The 16966-nt window shown below is 35.4% G+C and carries 14 protein-coding genes; 6 read left to right on the forward strand and 8 right to left on the reverse strand.

Annotation, left to right across the window (positions count from 1 at the left end):
• Positions 1-249: 249 nt before the first annotated feature.
• From A9C19_RS20295 to dnaA, 8 genes are all read right to left on the reverse strand, one after another.
• The gene (locus A9C19_RS20295; protein ID WP_158515121.1) at positions 250-1329 is read right to left on the reverse strand and encodes an HD-GYP domain-containing protein; all 1080 of its coding nucleotides are present in this window, start codon (positions 1327-1329) and stop codon (positions 250-252) included.
• Positions 1330-1517: 188 nt separating this feature from the next.
• Complete coding sequence (gyrA, locus tag A9C19_RS20300; protein ID WP_072581560.1) at positions 1518-4076, reverse strand: DNA gyrase subunit A; 2559 nt, start codon at positions 4074-4076, stop codon at positions 1518-1520.
• A gap of 338 nt (positions 4077-4414) precedes the next feature.
• Entirely contained in the window at positions 4415-6337 is a 1923-nt protein-coding gene (gyrB, locus tag A9C19_RS20305) for a DNA topoisomerase (ATP-hydrolyzing) subunit B (RefSeq protein ID WP_072581966.1), read from the reverse strand.
• Between the two features lie 133 nt (positions 6338-6470).
• On the reverse strand, positions 6471-6719 hold the full coding sequence (gene remB, locus A9C19_RS20310; RefSeq protein WP_072581561.1) for an extracellular matrix regulator RemB: 249 nt from the start codon (positions 6717-6719) through the stop codon (positions 6471-6473).
• Position 6720: 1 nt separating this feature from the next.
• Positions 6721-7884: a DNA replication/repair protein RecF gene (recF, locus tag A9C19_RS20315; RefSeq protein ID WP_420835803.1), complete on the reverse strand. Its 1164-nt coding sequence runs from the start codon at positions 7882-7884 to the stop codon at positions 6721-6723.
• A gap of 180 nt (positions 7885-8064) precedes the next feature.
• On the reverse strand, positions 8065-8280 hold the full coding sequence (yaaA, locus tag A9C19_RS20320; RefSeq protein WP_072581562.1) for a S4 domain-containing protein YaaA: 216 nt from the start codon (positions 8278-8280) through the stop codon (positions 8065-8067).
• A gap of 327 nt (positions 8281-8607) precedes the next feature.
• Positions 8608-9744 (reverse strand): DNA polymerase III subunit beta, encoded by a 1137-nt coding sequence (gene dnaN, locus A9C19_RS20325; protein WP_072581563.1) that lies wholly within the window; start codon positions 9742-9744, stop codon positions 8608-8610.
• 223 nt (positions 9745-9967) lie between these two features.
• Entirely contained in the window at positions 9968-11320 is a 1353-nt protein-coding gene (gene dnaA, locus A9C19_RS20330; protein WP_072581564.1) for a chromosomal replication initiator protein DnaA, read from the reverse strand.
• A gap of 1012 nt (positions 11321-12332) precedes the next feature.
• Here dnaA and rpmH point away from each other — a divergent pair.
• From rpmH to mnmE, 6 genes are all read left to right on the forward strand, one after another.
• On the forward strand, positions 12333-12467 hold the full coding sequence (gene rpmH, locus A9C19_RS20335) for a 50S ribosomal protein L34 (RefSeq protein ID WP_026561635.1): 135 nt from the start codon (positions 12333-12335) through the stop codon (positions 12465-12467).
• A gap of 204 nt (positions 12468-12671) precedes the next feature.
• The gene (rnpA, locus tag A9C19_RS20340; protein ID WP_072581565.1) at positions 12672-13016 is read left to right on the forward strand and encodes a ribonuclease P protein component; all 345 of its coding nucleotides are present in this window, start codon (positions 12672-12674) and stop codon (positions 13014-13016) included.
• Positions 13017-13172: 156 nt separating this feature from the next.
• Positions 13173-13943, forward strand: coding sequence for a YidC family membrane integrase SpoIIIJ (gene spoIIIJ, locus A9C19_RS20345; protein ID WP_072581566.1), 771 nt, complete (start codon positions 13173-13175; stop codon positions 13941-13943).
• Positions 13943-14566, forward strand: coding sequence for an RNA-binding cell elongation regulator Jag/EloR (gene jag, locus A9C19_RS20350; RefSeq protein ID WP_338022856.1), 624 nt, complete (start codon positions 13943-13945; stop codon positions 14564-14566). The genes spoIIIJ and jag overlap by 1 nt, the downstream gene beginning before the upstream one ends.
• Positions 14567-14671: 105 nt before the next feature.
• Positions 14672-14941, forward strand: a complete 270-nt coding sequence (locus A9C19_RS20355) for a hypothetical protein (RefSeq protein WP_145925822.1) — start codon at positions 14672-14674, stop codon at positions 14939-14941.
• Between the two features lie 644 nt (positions 14942-15585).
• Positions 15586-16965, forward strand: coding sequence for a tRNA uridine-5-carboxymethylaminomethyl(34) synthesis GTPase MnmE (mnmE, locus tag A9C19_RS20365; RefSeq protein ID WP_199445841.1), 1380 nt, complete (start codon positions 15586-15588; stop codon positions 16963-16965).
• Position 16966 lies beyond the last annotated feature (1 nt).

The raw sequence follows: 16966 nt of genomic DNA on the forward strand, positions 1-16966 counted from the left end.
TCACCCGAAAGCGACCTCTTAAATATAACATATATCAACTTAGTGAGTCAATGACTTTTTTAAAAAGTTTTTTAATCAATCATTTGCTCTGTTTGGCTGACTTTTAAGAGTATATCAGCTTATTTACTAAGAGTCAACAAAATCAGAGCATTTTTTTTTGATTTTTAATTTCTCATGAAATAGCCATGTTTATACTTTAGCCTTAATACAAATTAGACTACCATTCCTCTTATCTTTTTCATAAATAGATTATAAAAGTTCTTCAATATATAGCTCATTATTATCTTTTAATAGCAACATAGTGGATGTGTTTAGATATTTTACAATCGGTCTTGTTGGATAATTTTCATCCACATATAAAATTTCCGCTTCCAGTCCATTAGATAATCTTACTCTAGATCCCACAGATAGTTTTACAATAGCCTGCTTTAAAGCTTGAATGACTTGTAAATCGAATTTACCAAAGTCGTCTTGAACAATTTGTTCGAATACCTTGTATGGAGATTGCTTCCTACGGAATGGTCTCACAGATACCATAGCTTGATACGTGTCAGCTAAAGCAACAATTTTGCTGTATGGATGAAGCTGATCACTGGCAACATTTAAAGGATAACCACTACCATCTAAACGCTCATGATGTTGAAGCACTCCTAGCTTGACTCCATCTTTAATAGACATAATATTCTTTAACATATTATAACTATGCACAGGGTGCTGTTTAATTTCTTTATACTCTGTTTCCGTTAACGTTACTTTCTTGACAATGATTGCTGGTGTAACTTTAGACATTCCACAATCACATAATAGTCCAGTAAGGCTGATTTGGTTCACTTCTCCTTGCTGATATCCTAGCTTTTTAGCAAGGAGGGCACTTAATAATGCAACGGAAATGGAGTGGTGGTAAATATACTCTTCTTCTTTGCAATAATGATAGAGCTTTAGGATCTCATCCTCGTTTTTCTGTAATTCTCCAATGAGTGGAATAATAATCTGTCTTACTTTACCGATATTAACAGGTGAACCAGCCTGCCACCCTAAATAGATAGATTTATACGATTGTACGGCATCTATATATAATTGATAAAAATCACTTTTACTTGTTAGTACCTCATCTACTTTTTCACTGGCATTTAAAACAGCATGTTGCGTTTGATTTTTTGAATCATAATGATTCTCAATCTCCACTTCACTAACTAAAAAAGCCCTTAATGCTTCGATAATTTCCTCTGTAACATTCGTATCTTTGTATACTAATGGTTTGTTTGTTGCAGAGAATACGTTTTTTGAGATTACACTACCCTTTTGTAATTGATTGATTTGAATCTTCAAAGTAATCCCTCCTTTTCCTATTATAACTAAATTAGGACCTCTTGGTTATCTTTTTAAATGAATTATTCGGTACATAAGAGATAAGAAAAAACCCGACTCAGCATGGAAACTCTAATGTAGAGTATCACACCAGTTCGGGTTTTTCATTTATTTATCTGAATTGAGTCCTAATCCAGCTACCACACTTCTTATTCTTCTTCTACATTATCTTCTTTACTTATTTCATCTGCTTCTATCTCAACGTCAGGAGCTGTAAGTACATCTGCTTCTTCTACATTAACGTCTAAATCTCCTTCTTGTGAATCAACATCTTCATCTTCTTCTTTGTCCACAAGAGCTACAGTTGATACCAATACATTTTCATCTAATCTAATGAGTTTCACACCTTGTGTATTACGTCCCATTGTAGAAATGGTTTTAGCATCCATTCTGATGATAATACCGCTCGCTGTAATAAGCATTAAATCTTCTTCACCTGTTGCAGCTTTTACAGAAACAACAGGACCATTCTTATCCGTGATATTACATGTTTTTAATCCTTTACCACCACGGCTTTGGATTCGATATTCACTCGCAGGAGTTCGTTTTCCGTATCCATTACTTGTGACAATTAAAACATCAACATCATCTTCTAAAATTTCCATGCCCACTACATCGTCATCTTCATCTAAGGAAATTCCTTTTACTCCTGTAGCAGTTCGCCCCATTGAACGTACATCCGTTTCAGGGAAACGGATTAACATACCCTTTTTCGTCCCAATTATAATATCCTTTGATCCATCAGTTAGTTTAACTGATATTAGTTCATCGCCCTCACGTAAGCTTACAGCAATTAAGCCATTATTACGGATATTAGCAAACTGAGAAAGTGGGGAACGTTTCGAAATTCCTTCTTTCGTTGTAAAGAATAGGAACCAGTCATCAACAAATTCTGAAACAGGAATAATAGCGTTGACCCATTCGCCTTTTTCAACACTAAGGAGGTTGATAATCGGAAGTCCTTTTGCTGTACGACTATATTCCGGAATCTCATATCCTTTCGCACGGTACACTTTTCCTTTGTTTGTAAAGAAAAGAATCGTATCGTGAGTAGATGTCGTTAACAACTGTTGTACAAAGTCATCATCATTCGTTCCCATTCCTTGAATACCACGTCCACCTCTTTTTTGAGTACGATAAGTAGAAAGTGGCAAACGTTTAATATATCCATTATGAGTTAACGTGATCACAATATTTTCAACAGGAATTAGATCTTCATCTTCTATATTTTCAAGGCCACCCGCAACTATTTCTGTTCGTCGCTCATCGTTGAAACGCTCTTTGATTTCAAGCAGCTCTTCACGAATAATTTCAAGTACCTTTTCTTCATCTGCTAAAATAGCTTTTAATTCAGCTATAAGCTTCACTAGAGATTGATATTCTTCTTCAATTTTTTCTCTTTCTAAACCTGTTAATCGTTGAAGTCTCATATCTAGAATGGCTTGTGCTTGCTTTTCGCTTAACGAGAATTGCTCCATTAATCCATTACGAGCAATCTCTGTTGTTTGCGAGTTACGGATAAGGGTGATGACAGCATCTAAGTGATCAAGCGCTATACGTAACCCTTCAAGGATGTGAGCACGTGCTTCCGCTTTTCTTAGTTCGAATGCTGTTCTTCTTTTGATTACTACCTTTTGATGCTCTAAATAATGATAAAGCATCTGTTTTAAGTTAAGGACTTTCGGGTGTCCGTCAACTAAAGCTAGCATATTAATCCCAAAGCTTGTTTGAAGAGCTGTTTGCTTGTACAAATTATTAAGAAGAACATTTGCATTCGCATCCTTACGAACCTCAATAACAACTCTCATACCATTACGGTCTGATTCGTCACGTAAGTCGGTAATTCCCTCAATTTTTTTATCGCGAACTAACTCCGCAATCTTTTCTACTAATTTCGCTTTATTTACTTGGTAAGGAATTTCCTTCACGATAATAACTTGTTTACCAGAAGCCTTTTCCTCAATTTCTACCTTTGCTCGTAGTGTAATAGAGCCACGTCCTGTTTCATACGCTTTTCGTATCCCGCTACGCCCAATGATTTGACCTGCAGTTGGAAAGTCTGGTCCAGGAATGATATCCATAAGCTCTGGAATTGTGATTTCTGGATCCTTACTAAGTGCCAACACTCCGTCAATTACCTCTCCTAGTTGATGAGGGGCGATGTTTGTAGCCATTCCAACTGCAATTCCTGTAGCACCATTCACTAATAGATTTGGAAATCTAGCAGGAAGTACGACAGGCTCTCTCTCTGAGCCATCATAGTTATCTTGATAGTCGATCGTGTCCTTGTTAATATCACGTATAAGTTCCATCGATATTTTGGACATACGAGCTTCTGTATAACGCATCGCAGCAGCAGAATCTCCATCTACAGACCCAAAATTCCCATGACCGTCAACTAGCATATAACGGAAATTAAAATTTTGCGCCATTCGTACCATTGTTTCATAAACGGCAGAATCACCATGTGGGTGATACTTACCGATAACTTCACCAACGATACGAGCAGATTTCTTAAATGGCTTATCCGAAGTCATACCTAAATCATTCATAGCGTAAAGAATTCGACGATGTACCGGCTTTAAGCCATCACGTACATCAGGTAAAGCACGTGATACGATAACACTCATGGCATAGCCTAAAAAAGATTCACGCATTTCATTGCTGATATTACGTCCAATTACATGTGAATGTTGATTTTCTGACATTGTATGATAACCTCCCTTATTCCTTTTCAATATGTGGTTCTGTTATTGATCAATGAATAGAGCTCAAACAGATCCTTTCGTTTAAATTGGGAGAGGTAAATGATAGATGTACTTGCAAGAATTCCTGCCCAATTGAATATGTTTGTTTTTGTTTGTCCACTCTTCATTATAGCAATATTCACACCAGTTTACACATCTAATTCTTAGATGCTCAAGTACCCTTGAAAACCATTCTATCCATCTTATTTTCACGAAACATTAGATGCTACAACACATGGATAGCTACTAGTAAAAAAACACCTCACCGAAATGAGGTGTTCCTTTCTTTAGTCCTGCAATTAAATATCTAAATTTTTAACGTATTGGGCATTTTCTTCAATAAAGTTTCTTCGAGGCTCTACTTTATCACCCATTAGCGTATCAAATGTTTCATCAGCATCAATTGCATCTTCAAGAGTTACTTGAAGCAACGTTCTTGTTTCTGGGTTCATCGTTGTTTCCCAAAGCTGATCTGGGTTCATCTCTCCCAGACCTTTATAGCGTTGGATACCGGCTTTTGGCTGAGCTGGCAACTCTGCTAGTATCGTTTCAAGTTGTTTATCATTATAAGCATATTCAACGCGTTTTCCTTGCTGAATTTTATATAATGGCGGTTGTGCAATATAGATATAGCCTTGTTCTACAATTTCTCTCATGTAGCGATAGAAGAACGTTAGAAGTAAAGTACGTATATGCGCACCATCAACATCAGCATCAGTCATAATAACCACTTTATGATAACGTGCTTTAGAGAGATCAAAATCCTCACCAATCCCAGTTCCTAAAGCAGTAATAATTGCTCTAATCTCGTTATTTGAAAGAATTTTATCTAAACGTGCTTTCTCCACATTAATAATTTTACCTCTTAACGGAAGGATAGCTTGGAAATGACGGTCTCTCCCTTGCTTCGCTGACCCACCTGCAGAGTCACCCTCAACTACATAAATTTCACTAATAGTTGGATCCTTTGATGAACAATCTGCTAGTTTACCTGGTAGATTTGAGATTTCCAAAGCACTTTTTCTTCTAGTTAATTCACGTGCTTTTTTAGCTGCCATACGAGCTCTTGCAGCCATTAAGCCTTTATCTACAATCTTTCTTGCAGTCGTAGGATTTTCTAGTAAAAATTTATCAAATGCTTCTGAGAAAACAGAATCTGTTACTGTACGAACCTCAGAGTTACCTAACTTCGTTTTTGTTTGACCTTCAAATTGTGGATCAGGATGTTTAATTGAGATGATCGCTGTCATTCCTTCTCGGACATCTTCACCAGACAAATTATCATCATTATCTTTGAAAATCTTATTCTTACGAGCGTAATCGTTTATAACACGAGTTAAGGCAGATTTAAAACCAGCTTCATGTGTCCCACCTTCATATGTGTGAATATTATTTGCGAAGGAATAGATATTACTCGTAAAGCTATCGTTGTATTGAATGGCAATTTCAGATGTAATACCATCTTTCTCACCTTCAATGTAAACCGGCTCATCATGAATGACTTCACGAGTCCGATTTAAATGTTCAACGTAAGATTTAATTCCACCTTCGTAATAGTATTCATTCTTACGATCACTTTCTCGTTTATCTTCAATCGTTATTTTTAAGCCGCGATTAAGAAAGGCAAGTTCACGGATACGATTAGCAAGAGTATCATAATCATATTCAGTTGTTTCTTTGAAGATCTCTTCATCAGGCTTGAAGTGGGTGATTGTTCCTGTTACATCTGTTTCACCGATTACTTCTAAATCAGCTGCAGGTACTCCCTTTTGGAACTTTTGATAATGGACCTTACCTTCACGGTGAACCGTAACATTTAGTTCAGTAGATAAAGCATTAACAACAGATGCACCTACTCCGTGAAGACCACCGGATACTTTATATCCTCCGCCTCCAAACTTACCACCAGCATGCAGAACCGTCATGATTACTTCTACTGCTGGTCGACCCATTTTCTCATGGATTCCTACTGGAATTCCTCGACCGTTATCTTTTACTGTAATACTGTTATCTTCTTCAATCGTGACATTAATTTCAGTACAAAACCCTGCCAGCGCCTCGTCAATACTGTTATCAACGATTTCCCATACTAAATGGTGAAGACCTTTTGCACTTGTAGATCCAATATACATCCCTGGTCGTTTACGTACCGCTTCGAGACCTTCTAGAACCTGTATCTGATTTTCATCATATGATTGTTGCTGGACTTGATTCTCTTCCATCGTCATACTGATTCACCTACACTTTTCTTAAAGCTTTCACTTTTAATCACTAACAGAAGCACCTATTATACCACTACGCTTACTTGCTGCCATTTAGGGTTAGGTGCCAGATTGTTCATTTTTTCTTTTCTACTTACAAATTTATATCAATTGCAATATTTGCTCGTTTTTTTAACGTCCCTGACGATAAAGGGGAAAAATAAATTTTATCATTTGTTACAATAATTGATTTCGTATCACCATTTGATAACTCAACAATTCTATCTTGTTGCTTCGTAAAAAACTCATCTACAATAGGTGAGTCGAGTGAAGATTGACGATCTAAAATCATAACCACTTCTTTTGAAGGAACGACGAAATTGTCTCCTAAATGAATATACAAATCAATCACCTCTATTATCGTCTGAAAGCTCCCCAGCTTTTACATGAAATGTCGCCGCTTCTCTTAATGTTTGATGATCAATACCTTCAACACTTGTTGTAGTTACAAAGGTTTGAACTTTTCCTTGAATCGTATTCAATAAATGAGATTGCCTATAATCGTCTAGTTCAGAAAGTACATCATCTAGTAAAAGAATAGGATATTCACCAATCTCATTATGTATTAAATCAATTTCAGCTAATTTTAACGACAAAGCAGTCGTTCTTTGCTGTCCTTGTGATCCGTATGTTTGAACATCGTGGTTGTTTACAAAAAAGAGTAAGTCATCACGATGTGGTCCCGCTAACGTGGCACCTCGATCAATTTCCTTTTCTCTTATTTTAGCAAACTTCTCCTCAAAGGCTCTTATCATTTTCGACAAATCATCATCTTCTGATACATCAAGCGATGGTTTATATTTTATGGTTAATGTTTCTAGCCCTCTACTAATCCCAGTATGTATAGGTTGAGCCCACTTTTGTAATTCGGAAATGAACTGTAGTCGTTTCAAAATAATTTTGCCTGCAGCTTCACTTAACTGAGCTGTAAGCACATCAAGCATCGTTTGGTCCGTTTGCTTACGAGTTTGCAAAAGCTTTAAGTAATGATTTCTCTGCTGCATAATTTTTTGATAACGGCTCAAATCATGGAGATACACCGCTGAAACCTGACCAATCTCCATGTCAATAAATCTCCTTCGTATTTGTGGACTACCCTTAACTAAGCTTAGATCCTCGGGAGCAAACATAATAACATTCATTCCACCAACATACTGGCTTAGCCTCTCTTGCTCAATATGGTTCAATTTCGCTTTTTTACCTTTTTTTGAGATAACCAATTGCAGAGAAGTTGAACGATTGTATTTTTCAACACTACCCTCTATTTTAGCATATTCTTTATCCCAATAGATAAGTTCTTTATCGTTTGACGTTCGATGTGATTTCGCCATGGCTAAAACATAGATTGATTCCATCACATTGGTTTTTCCTTGAGCATTCTCTCCGAGTATCACATTTACTTTATTTTCAAACTGAACCGTTAGATCTTCATAATTACGATAATTTTTTAATGTCAGCTCTTTAATAAACAAATTTTGCACACCAACTTTAGTTTTGGCTGTTTTCATATAGTTTGTTACTTATGGAAAAATCCCAAGTGTTGGACTTTCCCTAGGTACAAGGTTTTTTCTCTCTGAATAATAGGGAGAGTCACTTGTTTCTTGTCTACCAGTGTATTTCGTTCGAATGATGACTATATCTTATAAAAAAACTTATATTGAATAGCAACAAAATCCAAGAAAAGAGCCTTAGTTTTTCACAATATACGTGCCGAAATCAGGAATATATACGAGGTCACCGTTTCTTAGTTTCTTCCCTCTACGGTTTTCGGGTTCATTATTAACAAAAATCTCATACTCTGACAAAAACCATTTCGCCATACCGCCAGATTGAATAACATCTGCTAGTTTTAAAAATTGCCCAAGAGTAATAAATTCCGTATCTATGATTACTGGTTTTACCATAACGAACCACCTTTCTTCAGTAGTCTCTAACTTTATATTTTACTAAAAAACATTCCTAAAGTACACCTCAATGAAGTTCAACTTATATTGTCCACTCCAGAAAAACACAAAAAAGACAGATAGGTAATCAGACCCATACCTCTTGTTGGTTGATTTCATGCTAGTTTGTCACAAAATTGGAAATTAACTCGTTTCACTAGAGAGAGAAGAGGAACGTCAAGGAAATCAACGACGTTTGAAGGCCTTTACTAAAACGGTTAAATCCTATGAAAGGCAAAAAAATGACTGACAATAGTCAGCCATTTAGTAGCGTATCTTGTTGGAAAATTAGTAGGTTCTAACAGGTAAAATTAGCTGAAGCATAGAATCATCAGTTGTTGTACGAATAACAAATGGTCTCATAGCACCTGTAAAGTTCACATTAATTTCCGTACCTTCAAGCGCTTTTAAAGCATCCATTACGTATTTTGCGCTAAATGAAATCTTTAATTCTTCTCCTTCAACTTCCTCTGCTTGAATTTCTTCACTTACTTTTCCAATTTCAGGAGAATTAGACGAAATCTCAATCATACTGTTTGTAAGTGTTGATAATTTAACAACATTGTTTCGTGCTTCTTTTGCTAATAAGGATGCACGATCAATAGCTTGTAAGAAATCCTTTGAATTAAGAGTTAAATTTGTTTTACTATCTGCAGGAATTAAGCGAGATGTATCAGGGTAATTTCCATCTAATAATCTAGAGAAAAATAATAGATTTTTCGCTTTAAAAAGTACTTGGCTTTCTGTAAAAACAATTTCAACAGGCTCGTTCGTATCATCTAGAATTTTACTTAATTCACTTAAGCTTTTTCCTGGAATTACAACATTATAGGAACCGTTTTGATGAGAGTGGATTGGTGCTTTTCTTAGAGCTAAACGGTGACTATCCGTTGCAATACAAACCAATTCACCATTTTCTAGCTTCCAGTTCACTCCTGTTAAAATTGGTCTAGTTTCTGATGTAGAAACAGCAAAAACAGTTTGACGAATCATTGCTTTAATAAGGTCTGTAGGCATTTTATATATGTTTTCTTCTTCAATTTGCGGTAGGTGCGGATATTCTTCTGCATCTTGTCCGTTTAAATTAAATTCGGCTTTTCCAGAGCGAATAACCGTTGAATAATGATTTCCTACTTCAATTTCAACAATTTCTTTTGGGAGTTTTTTCACTATTTCACTAAAGAATTTGGCTTGTAAAACAACACTACCTGTTTGGTGTATTTCAACAATCTCTTTTTCATTTTCCTCAGCTGGAATAAACGATTCAATTGAGATATCTGAATCACTTCCTGTTAAAGTCACTCCTTCAGTATGAGCAACGATCTTTATTCCTGTTAAGATCGGTACTGTAGTTCTTGAAGAAACTGCCTTCATTACATCTTGTACACTTTGAACTAGATAATCTCGTTGAATGATAAATTTCATGAGTCATTTCCTCCTCTTGAATATAATCGAAAAATACGATTCTCAACATACTTTTTTAAGAACTAGTTATATTATTTATTTTTAAAAAATATAGTAGAAGTACTAGTAGGGCCTGTGGAAATGTGGATAACCGTGTTAAACGAAAGGAAACACAGCCTATCCACATGTGGACAGACTGTGTATATAGTAGCTCAAGTTATTCACATTATCCCAGATCACTAATTCACGAACCTTTTAAGAGACCCGTAATTTCTTTTAATTGTTTTTGTAATTGCTCATCAGTTTGAAGCATTTTAGAAATTTTCTCGTGAGCATGAATGACAGTTGTATGATCACGACCTCCAAACTCTTCCCCAATCTTAGGTAAAGAAGAATCTGTTAGCTCTCTAGATAAATACATGGCAATCTGTCTAGGAAAAGCAACAGATTTTGTACGTTTCTTCGCTTTGAAATCTTCTAATTTCACCTGATATTCTTGTCCGACTATTCGTTGAATATCACTGATAGAAATAATCTTGGGCTTAGAATTTGGAATAATATCTTTTAAAGCCTCTGCTGCTAAATCGGCATTAATGTCTTTATTTATAAGAGAAGAATAGGCAACAACACGAATGAGTGCACCTTCTAATTCGCGAATATTGGAATCTATTTGATTGGCAATGTACAGCATCACTTCATTTGGAATATCCAGACCTTCAGCTTTTGCCTTTTTACGTAAAATGGCGATTCTTGTTTCTAAATCTGGTGGAGTAATGTCTGTAATTAAACCCCATTCAAATCGAGAACGAAGTCTGTCTTCTAGTGTTGGAATTTCTTTAGGTGGTCGATCACTGGAGATAACAATTTGCTTACTTTCTTCATGCAAAGTATTAAACGTATGGAAAAATTCTTCTTGTGTTTGTTCTTTTCCCGCTAAAAATTGAATATCATCAATTAGTAGTACATCAACACTTCTATATTTATTCCTAAAATCAACGGCTTTATTGTCTCGAATGGAGTTAATAAATTCGTTCGTGAATTTTTCTGATGAAAGATAAACAACTTTTGCAGATGGATTATGATCAATTACATAATGTCCAATTGCATGCATTAAGTGGGTCTTACCTAATCCTACGCCCCCATAAATAAATAACGGGTTATATGCTTTGGCTGGTGCTTCAGCAACAGCAAGTGACGCAGCATGAGCAAAGCGATTCCCTGAACCTATAACAAACGTATCAAATGTATATTTAGGATTAAGCATATTTTGCGGTAATTCAGGCTGTTCATCATCTGACTTATTCATTTGCTTAATCGGAGAGTTGGGAACAAAGTCATCGTCCGACTGATTCTGCGGAATAATGAATTTAATAGCAAATTCTTCACCTGTTAATTGATAGATACTATCTGCAATTAGGTGGAGATAACGGGATTCTAGCCAGTCCCTTGCAAATTCATTAGGAGCAGTGATTGTCAGAGTATCACCTTGAATGCCATGTGCTTTAGTAGATTTGAGCCACGTTTCAAAACTAGGCTTACTAATTTTCTTTTCAATTTCTGCTAAAGCTTTACTCCAAAGTTCGGATATATTCTCCATTAGGTGGTTTGTCCCTCCTTTACAAAAGCATCCCTTCCTAGTTGTACAAGTAATGTACAAGTTACGAATATCCATGTATAAACATACAAAACGAATAAAATGTGTATAAATATATAATATAGTAGAAAAACGTCTTTTCGACAAAACTCACGACATGTGGACAACAATTTACACAAGCTGTTTATAATCTTTCCACATCTTATCCACAGTCTGTGGATAAAGAAAATGGTATGAGTGAATATAAAGAGTGAAAACATAAATATAATATCAGAATAAAACTAGAGTTGCAATGGTTTTTACAAACTTATCCACACAATTAAGCAATTGTTGAAAGGTTTTGTCCACAACGGTAGGGATTGTGAAAAACTTGTCGATAACTAGTGTGGATAGTGAAGAAGAGTGTCGAAAAATTATCCACAAGCTAAGTTAATGCTTTTTGTATAAGGGAAGAAACTCATGGTGGGATAATATTTTTATAAATGAAAACTAAAAAGTAATGATGGTACGTGTAAGGATTTATGATGAGGATGATCACGAAAGAATTTACTGGGGTGGGGAAGACGTGGTTCTGTTTTAAAGACAGGATCAGTTAAACGAAAAAGGAGAGGTGAAGGAAATTAAATAAAAATTAGTAATAAGAAAATTAGTGAAAGAAGAGGTAAGGCGATATAAAGTTAGATGATTGTGGGAAGGTAAGGGGAAAGGTGTGATCGTTAGAAACGATTTGCCTATATTTAAAGACAATCTTAAGATATTAACAATGAAAGTGACTAGAGCCATCTATATAGAACTTTTTTAGCTTATCCTGAAAAATTCCAGGAGAGAAATTAAAACGTTGATGAATCAGACAAATGAAGAAGAAACCTAAATTTTCCTAGATAAAGCAAAGGTTTATGACGGAAATCAACAGGAAGAGAAGAGAAAATCTTTTCAGAGGTTGACAATTGGTAGGGTAGGTTACTATAATTAGTAAGACTGTCTTTAACTGTTATTCCTCAGGGAGGTGTCATATATGAAACGTACTTATCAACCAAATAAACGTAAACGTAGTAAAGTTCATGGTTTCCGTAGTCGCATGAGCACAGCTAATGGACGTAAAGTTCTTGCTCGCCGTCGTCGCAGAGGAAGAAAAGTATTATCAGCATAGGCCACTGACGCATCAGTGGTCTTTTTTTTCACATGAAGGACTTAAAACATTATGTTCGTACTACTCATACATAGTAGAAATCCATAGATAAACAACGTTTATAACATATGTGAAAACGAACTGTTTAAACCGTAAGGAGATCAGACATAATGATGGGGACCATTCTGTTTTTGGTTATAGACAGAACGTACCGGAGTGAAACGAATGAGAAGAAAATATAGAGTTAAAAAAAATAAAGATTTTCAAAAAATATTCAAACAAGGAAAATCAATTGCTAATCGACAATTTGTCCTTTATATAATGGATAATTCTACTGAGAAGGAATTTCGGATCGGATTATCTGTTAGTAAGAAGATTGGAAACGCTGTGACTAGAAACAAAGTAAAGCGGTTAATTCGACAAGTATTTCTAGAAGAGAAAGATAAGCTTATTACGGGTAAGGAATTCATTATGATTGCGAGAAAGCCAGCAGCAGAAATGAATTATCATGAAGTAAAAGGAAGCATACAGCATCTTCTTAGAAAAGGTAAACTATATCAGCGAAAATAACTGTTGAAATTTGTTGAAACGATCCGAGCGAAAACTTGTTTATATAAAAGAAATTCTTTCATAAAAATGATATGATTATGACTATGTGGAACTTTTTCTATCTTTTAACGTAAGTATACACACGAGTATCTATTTTTTGTTAGGAGGAAAAAAGGTTTGAAGAGGCGCATACTTTTAATAGCGGGGTTAATAAGTGTATTAACCTTATTAACAGGTTGTACTGAGGTAAATATACCGATTACATCTGAAAGTGAAGGATTCTGGAATTCGTATATTGTTTATCCATTATCACAATTAATTACATACTTTGCTGAAATTACAGGTGATAATTACGGTATTGCCATTGTTTTTGTTACGATTATCATTCGCTTAGCCATACTACCATTGATGATTAAGCAAACGAAAAGTTCAAAAGCGATGCAAGCGATCCAACCAGAAATGCAAAAATTACGTGAGAAATATAGTTCAAAAGATCAACAAACACAACAAAAGCTTCAACAGGAAACAATGGCATTGTTCCAGAAGCATGGTGTGAATCCACTTGCAGGATGTTTTCCATTAATTATTCAAATGCCAATTTTAATTGGTTTCTATCATGCGATTATGAGAACTGAAGCAATTGCAGAGCACACATTCCTATGGTTTGATTTAGGTGAAAGAGATCCGTATTTCATACTTCCACTTGTAGCTGGAGCGACGACATTTATTCAACAAAAAATGATGATGGCAGGTACAGCTAATCAAAATCCGCAGATGGCAATGATGCTTTGGATTATGCCAATAATGATCATTGTGTTCGCGATTTCCTTCCCAGCAGCACTATCACTATACTGGGTTGTAGGTAACTTATTTATGATTATTCAAACTTACTTTGTCAAAGGTCCTGAATTAAAAGCGGCTGCAAAAGACGGAGGAAGTAAAAAGTGATGAAAGTAACTGCTAATGGACGTAATGTCGAGGAAGCAGTAGAGCATGCACTTAACCAATTACAAGCAACTAAAGCAGAAGTAGAAATAAAAGTAGTAGATGAAGGTAGTAAAGGGTTTCTTGGAATTATTGGGAAAAAGCCTGCACAAGTTATCGTGACCATCAAGCCGGATCCTATTAAGGAAGCAGAAGCTTATATAAAAGAAGTCATGGAAAAGATGGGGATTAAGGCTAATGTAACGGTTAAAAAAACGGGTAAAACAGCTACATTTCAAATAACTGGTGATAATATGGCCATGTTGATCGGAAAAAGAGGACAAACCTTAAATTCTCTTCAATATTTAACGCAATTAGTCGCTAATCGGTATGCAGATCATTACATACAGATCTATATTGATGTTGAAAATTATCGTGAGCGAAGAAAAGAAGCGCTTAACCAGTTAGCTGAAAAAGTTGCGTTACAAGTACAACGTACACATTCAAATGTATCTCTAGAGCCAATGCCTTCACACGAAAGAAAAATTATCCATGCTGCTTTGGCTAAATATCGTCACATCTCCACTTATTCAGTTGGAGAAGAACCTAAAAGACATTTAGTTGTGGCGCTTAAGGAAAAAGGATGACTCATTGGGTCATCCTTTTTTCTATTGAAAATTGTTAACGGAGTCTTACATATTTACGATTCTTTAGCAAAAAATAAGCAGAGTATGGATGAAATGAGGGGACATATGGAACAACAAACAATGGAGATCATTAAAAATGAGTTGAATAACGTTAAAGTAAGTTCCTCTATTACAAATGAAGAAACATTACAAGCGATTAAACAAAAAGTTGATATTGGTTCAATGGACGAATTTATTAGTCAATTAACCTTGCAAGAAGAGGAAGTATTAGAAGAAATTGTAGAGAACTCAATAAAAAATTGTCAAACTGAACTCTTTTCATCCACGCTCTATAAAAAATTTCATCTTCTTACGAGTGTCTATTTAAAAATTTAGAGGTCCTTTTTAGGACCTCATATCAAAATTTGGCCGATTTTCTCCTGTAATTCTCCAAACTCATATTCATCATTGTGAATATACGATTTAAGCTCCACTTTTATTTCCTGTAAGCACTTATGAGTATTCGGACAGTGAAAGTGCTTCTTTCTATTGAGTAGTTTATCCAGCTTTCGTACTCTTTCATATTCCGAAAGTTTATCGAGGCTCATCACTGTAAAAATTTCATGTTTTACAGAATCTACACTCAAGTGAAATCACTCTCCCTCTAACTATCTTTTACGAATTGAATTCATTTAAACAGAGAGTAATTTTCCATCTGAAAGGTTTGGGGATAAGTGTGAGGTGTGAAATATTGTTATTAACATGTGGATAAGTTAAAATAGGTATGTGTAGAAAAGAAAAAATAACATTGTGGATAAAAGATAAATGATTTTGCTTTCTAAAGAAATCGAATTATGCTATCTTTAAGTTTTGGTCAAGTTATTTTAAATATGTCAATAAAGAGTAGAACTTATAATAAAGAGGATGTAGCTCTAATAAATCGTGAAAATAATTTGAACGATCTATCTTTGTATAATAGGAAAGCAGCTAGATGAAATAGATAATGATGAAAGAAAGAAGAGGTGATCGTAAAGATGGAGTTGGATACAATTACGGCGATATCGACGCCATTAGGAGAAGGAGCTATTGCCATCGTAAGGTTAAGTGGGGAAGAAGCAATTCAAATTGCGGATAAACTATTTAAAGCTCCTACTAATAAGCGTCTATCAGATGTTGACTCCCATACGATCCATTACGGACATATTATAGATCCAGCAACAGATAAAATTGTGGAAGAAGTAATGGTCTCAATTATGAGAGGACCAAGAACCTTCACTAGAGAGAATGTTGTCGAAATCAATTGCCATGGTGGATTAGTTACGGTGAATAAAGTACTGCAGCTTTGTGTTCAAAATGGTGCCCGATTAGCAGAGCCAGGAGAGTTTACAAAACGAGCGTTTTTAAATGGGCGTATTGATTTATCACAAGCAGAAGCGGTCATGGATTTAATACGAGCTAAAACCGATCGCGCAATGAATGTTGCTTTAGGACAAATGGAAGGAAAGTTATCCAAACTTGTTCAAAAGCTTAGACAGGAAATACTGGAAACATTGGCTCATGTTGAAGTAAATATCGATTATCCAGAGTACGACGACGTTGAAGAAATGACGCATCAAATGCTAATTGAAAAAGCCACCTTTGTGAAAGCGGAAATTAATAAACTATTACAAACATCTCAACAAGGAAAAATACTAAGAGAAGGGCTCTCAACAGTCATTATTGGAAGACCGAATGTAGGGAAATCCTCTTTACTAAATAGCTTAGTGCATGAGAATAAGGCAATTGTGACAGATATTCCAGGGACTACTCGTGATGTGATCGAGGAGTATGTCAATGTGCGAGGAGTACCACTTCGTTTAGTTGATACGGCTGGAATTCGTGAAACAGAGGATATTGTTGAACGAATCGGAGTAGAAAAATCACGACAAGTATTAAAAGAGGCGGACCTCATCTTGCTTGTTTTAAATTATAATGAAGAGCTTTCAAATGAAGATGTAAAATTATTTGAAGCAGTAAAGGGAATGGACGTAATCGTTATAGTAAATAAAACGGATTTGCATCAGCAAATAAATCTTGAAAAAGTAAAAGAGCTTGCTGGGGACCGACCTGTTGTAACGACTTCTTTACTAGAAGAACAAGGAATAGATGCTCTTGAAGAAGCTATTAGCACATTATTTTTCCAAGGAAACGTTCAAAGTGGTGATTTAACGTACGTATCAAATTCAAGGCATATCGCTTTGTTAACAGCTGCAAAATCATCAATTGAAGATGCACTTATTGGAGTTGAAACAGGTGTCCCAATTGATATTGTTCAAATTGACTTAACACGTTGCTGGGAACAACTTGGAGAAATTATCGGTGATGCCGTACATGAAAGTCTAATTGATCAGTTATTTTCACAATTTTGTTTAGGTAAATAAA

Source organism: Bacillus weihaiensis (assembly GCF_001889165.1).
Lineage (GTDB): Bacteria > Bacillota > Bacilli > Bacillales > Bacillaceae > Metabacillus > Metabacillus weihaiensis.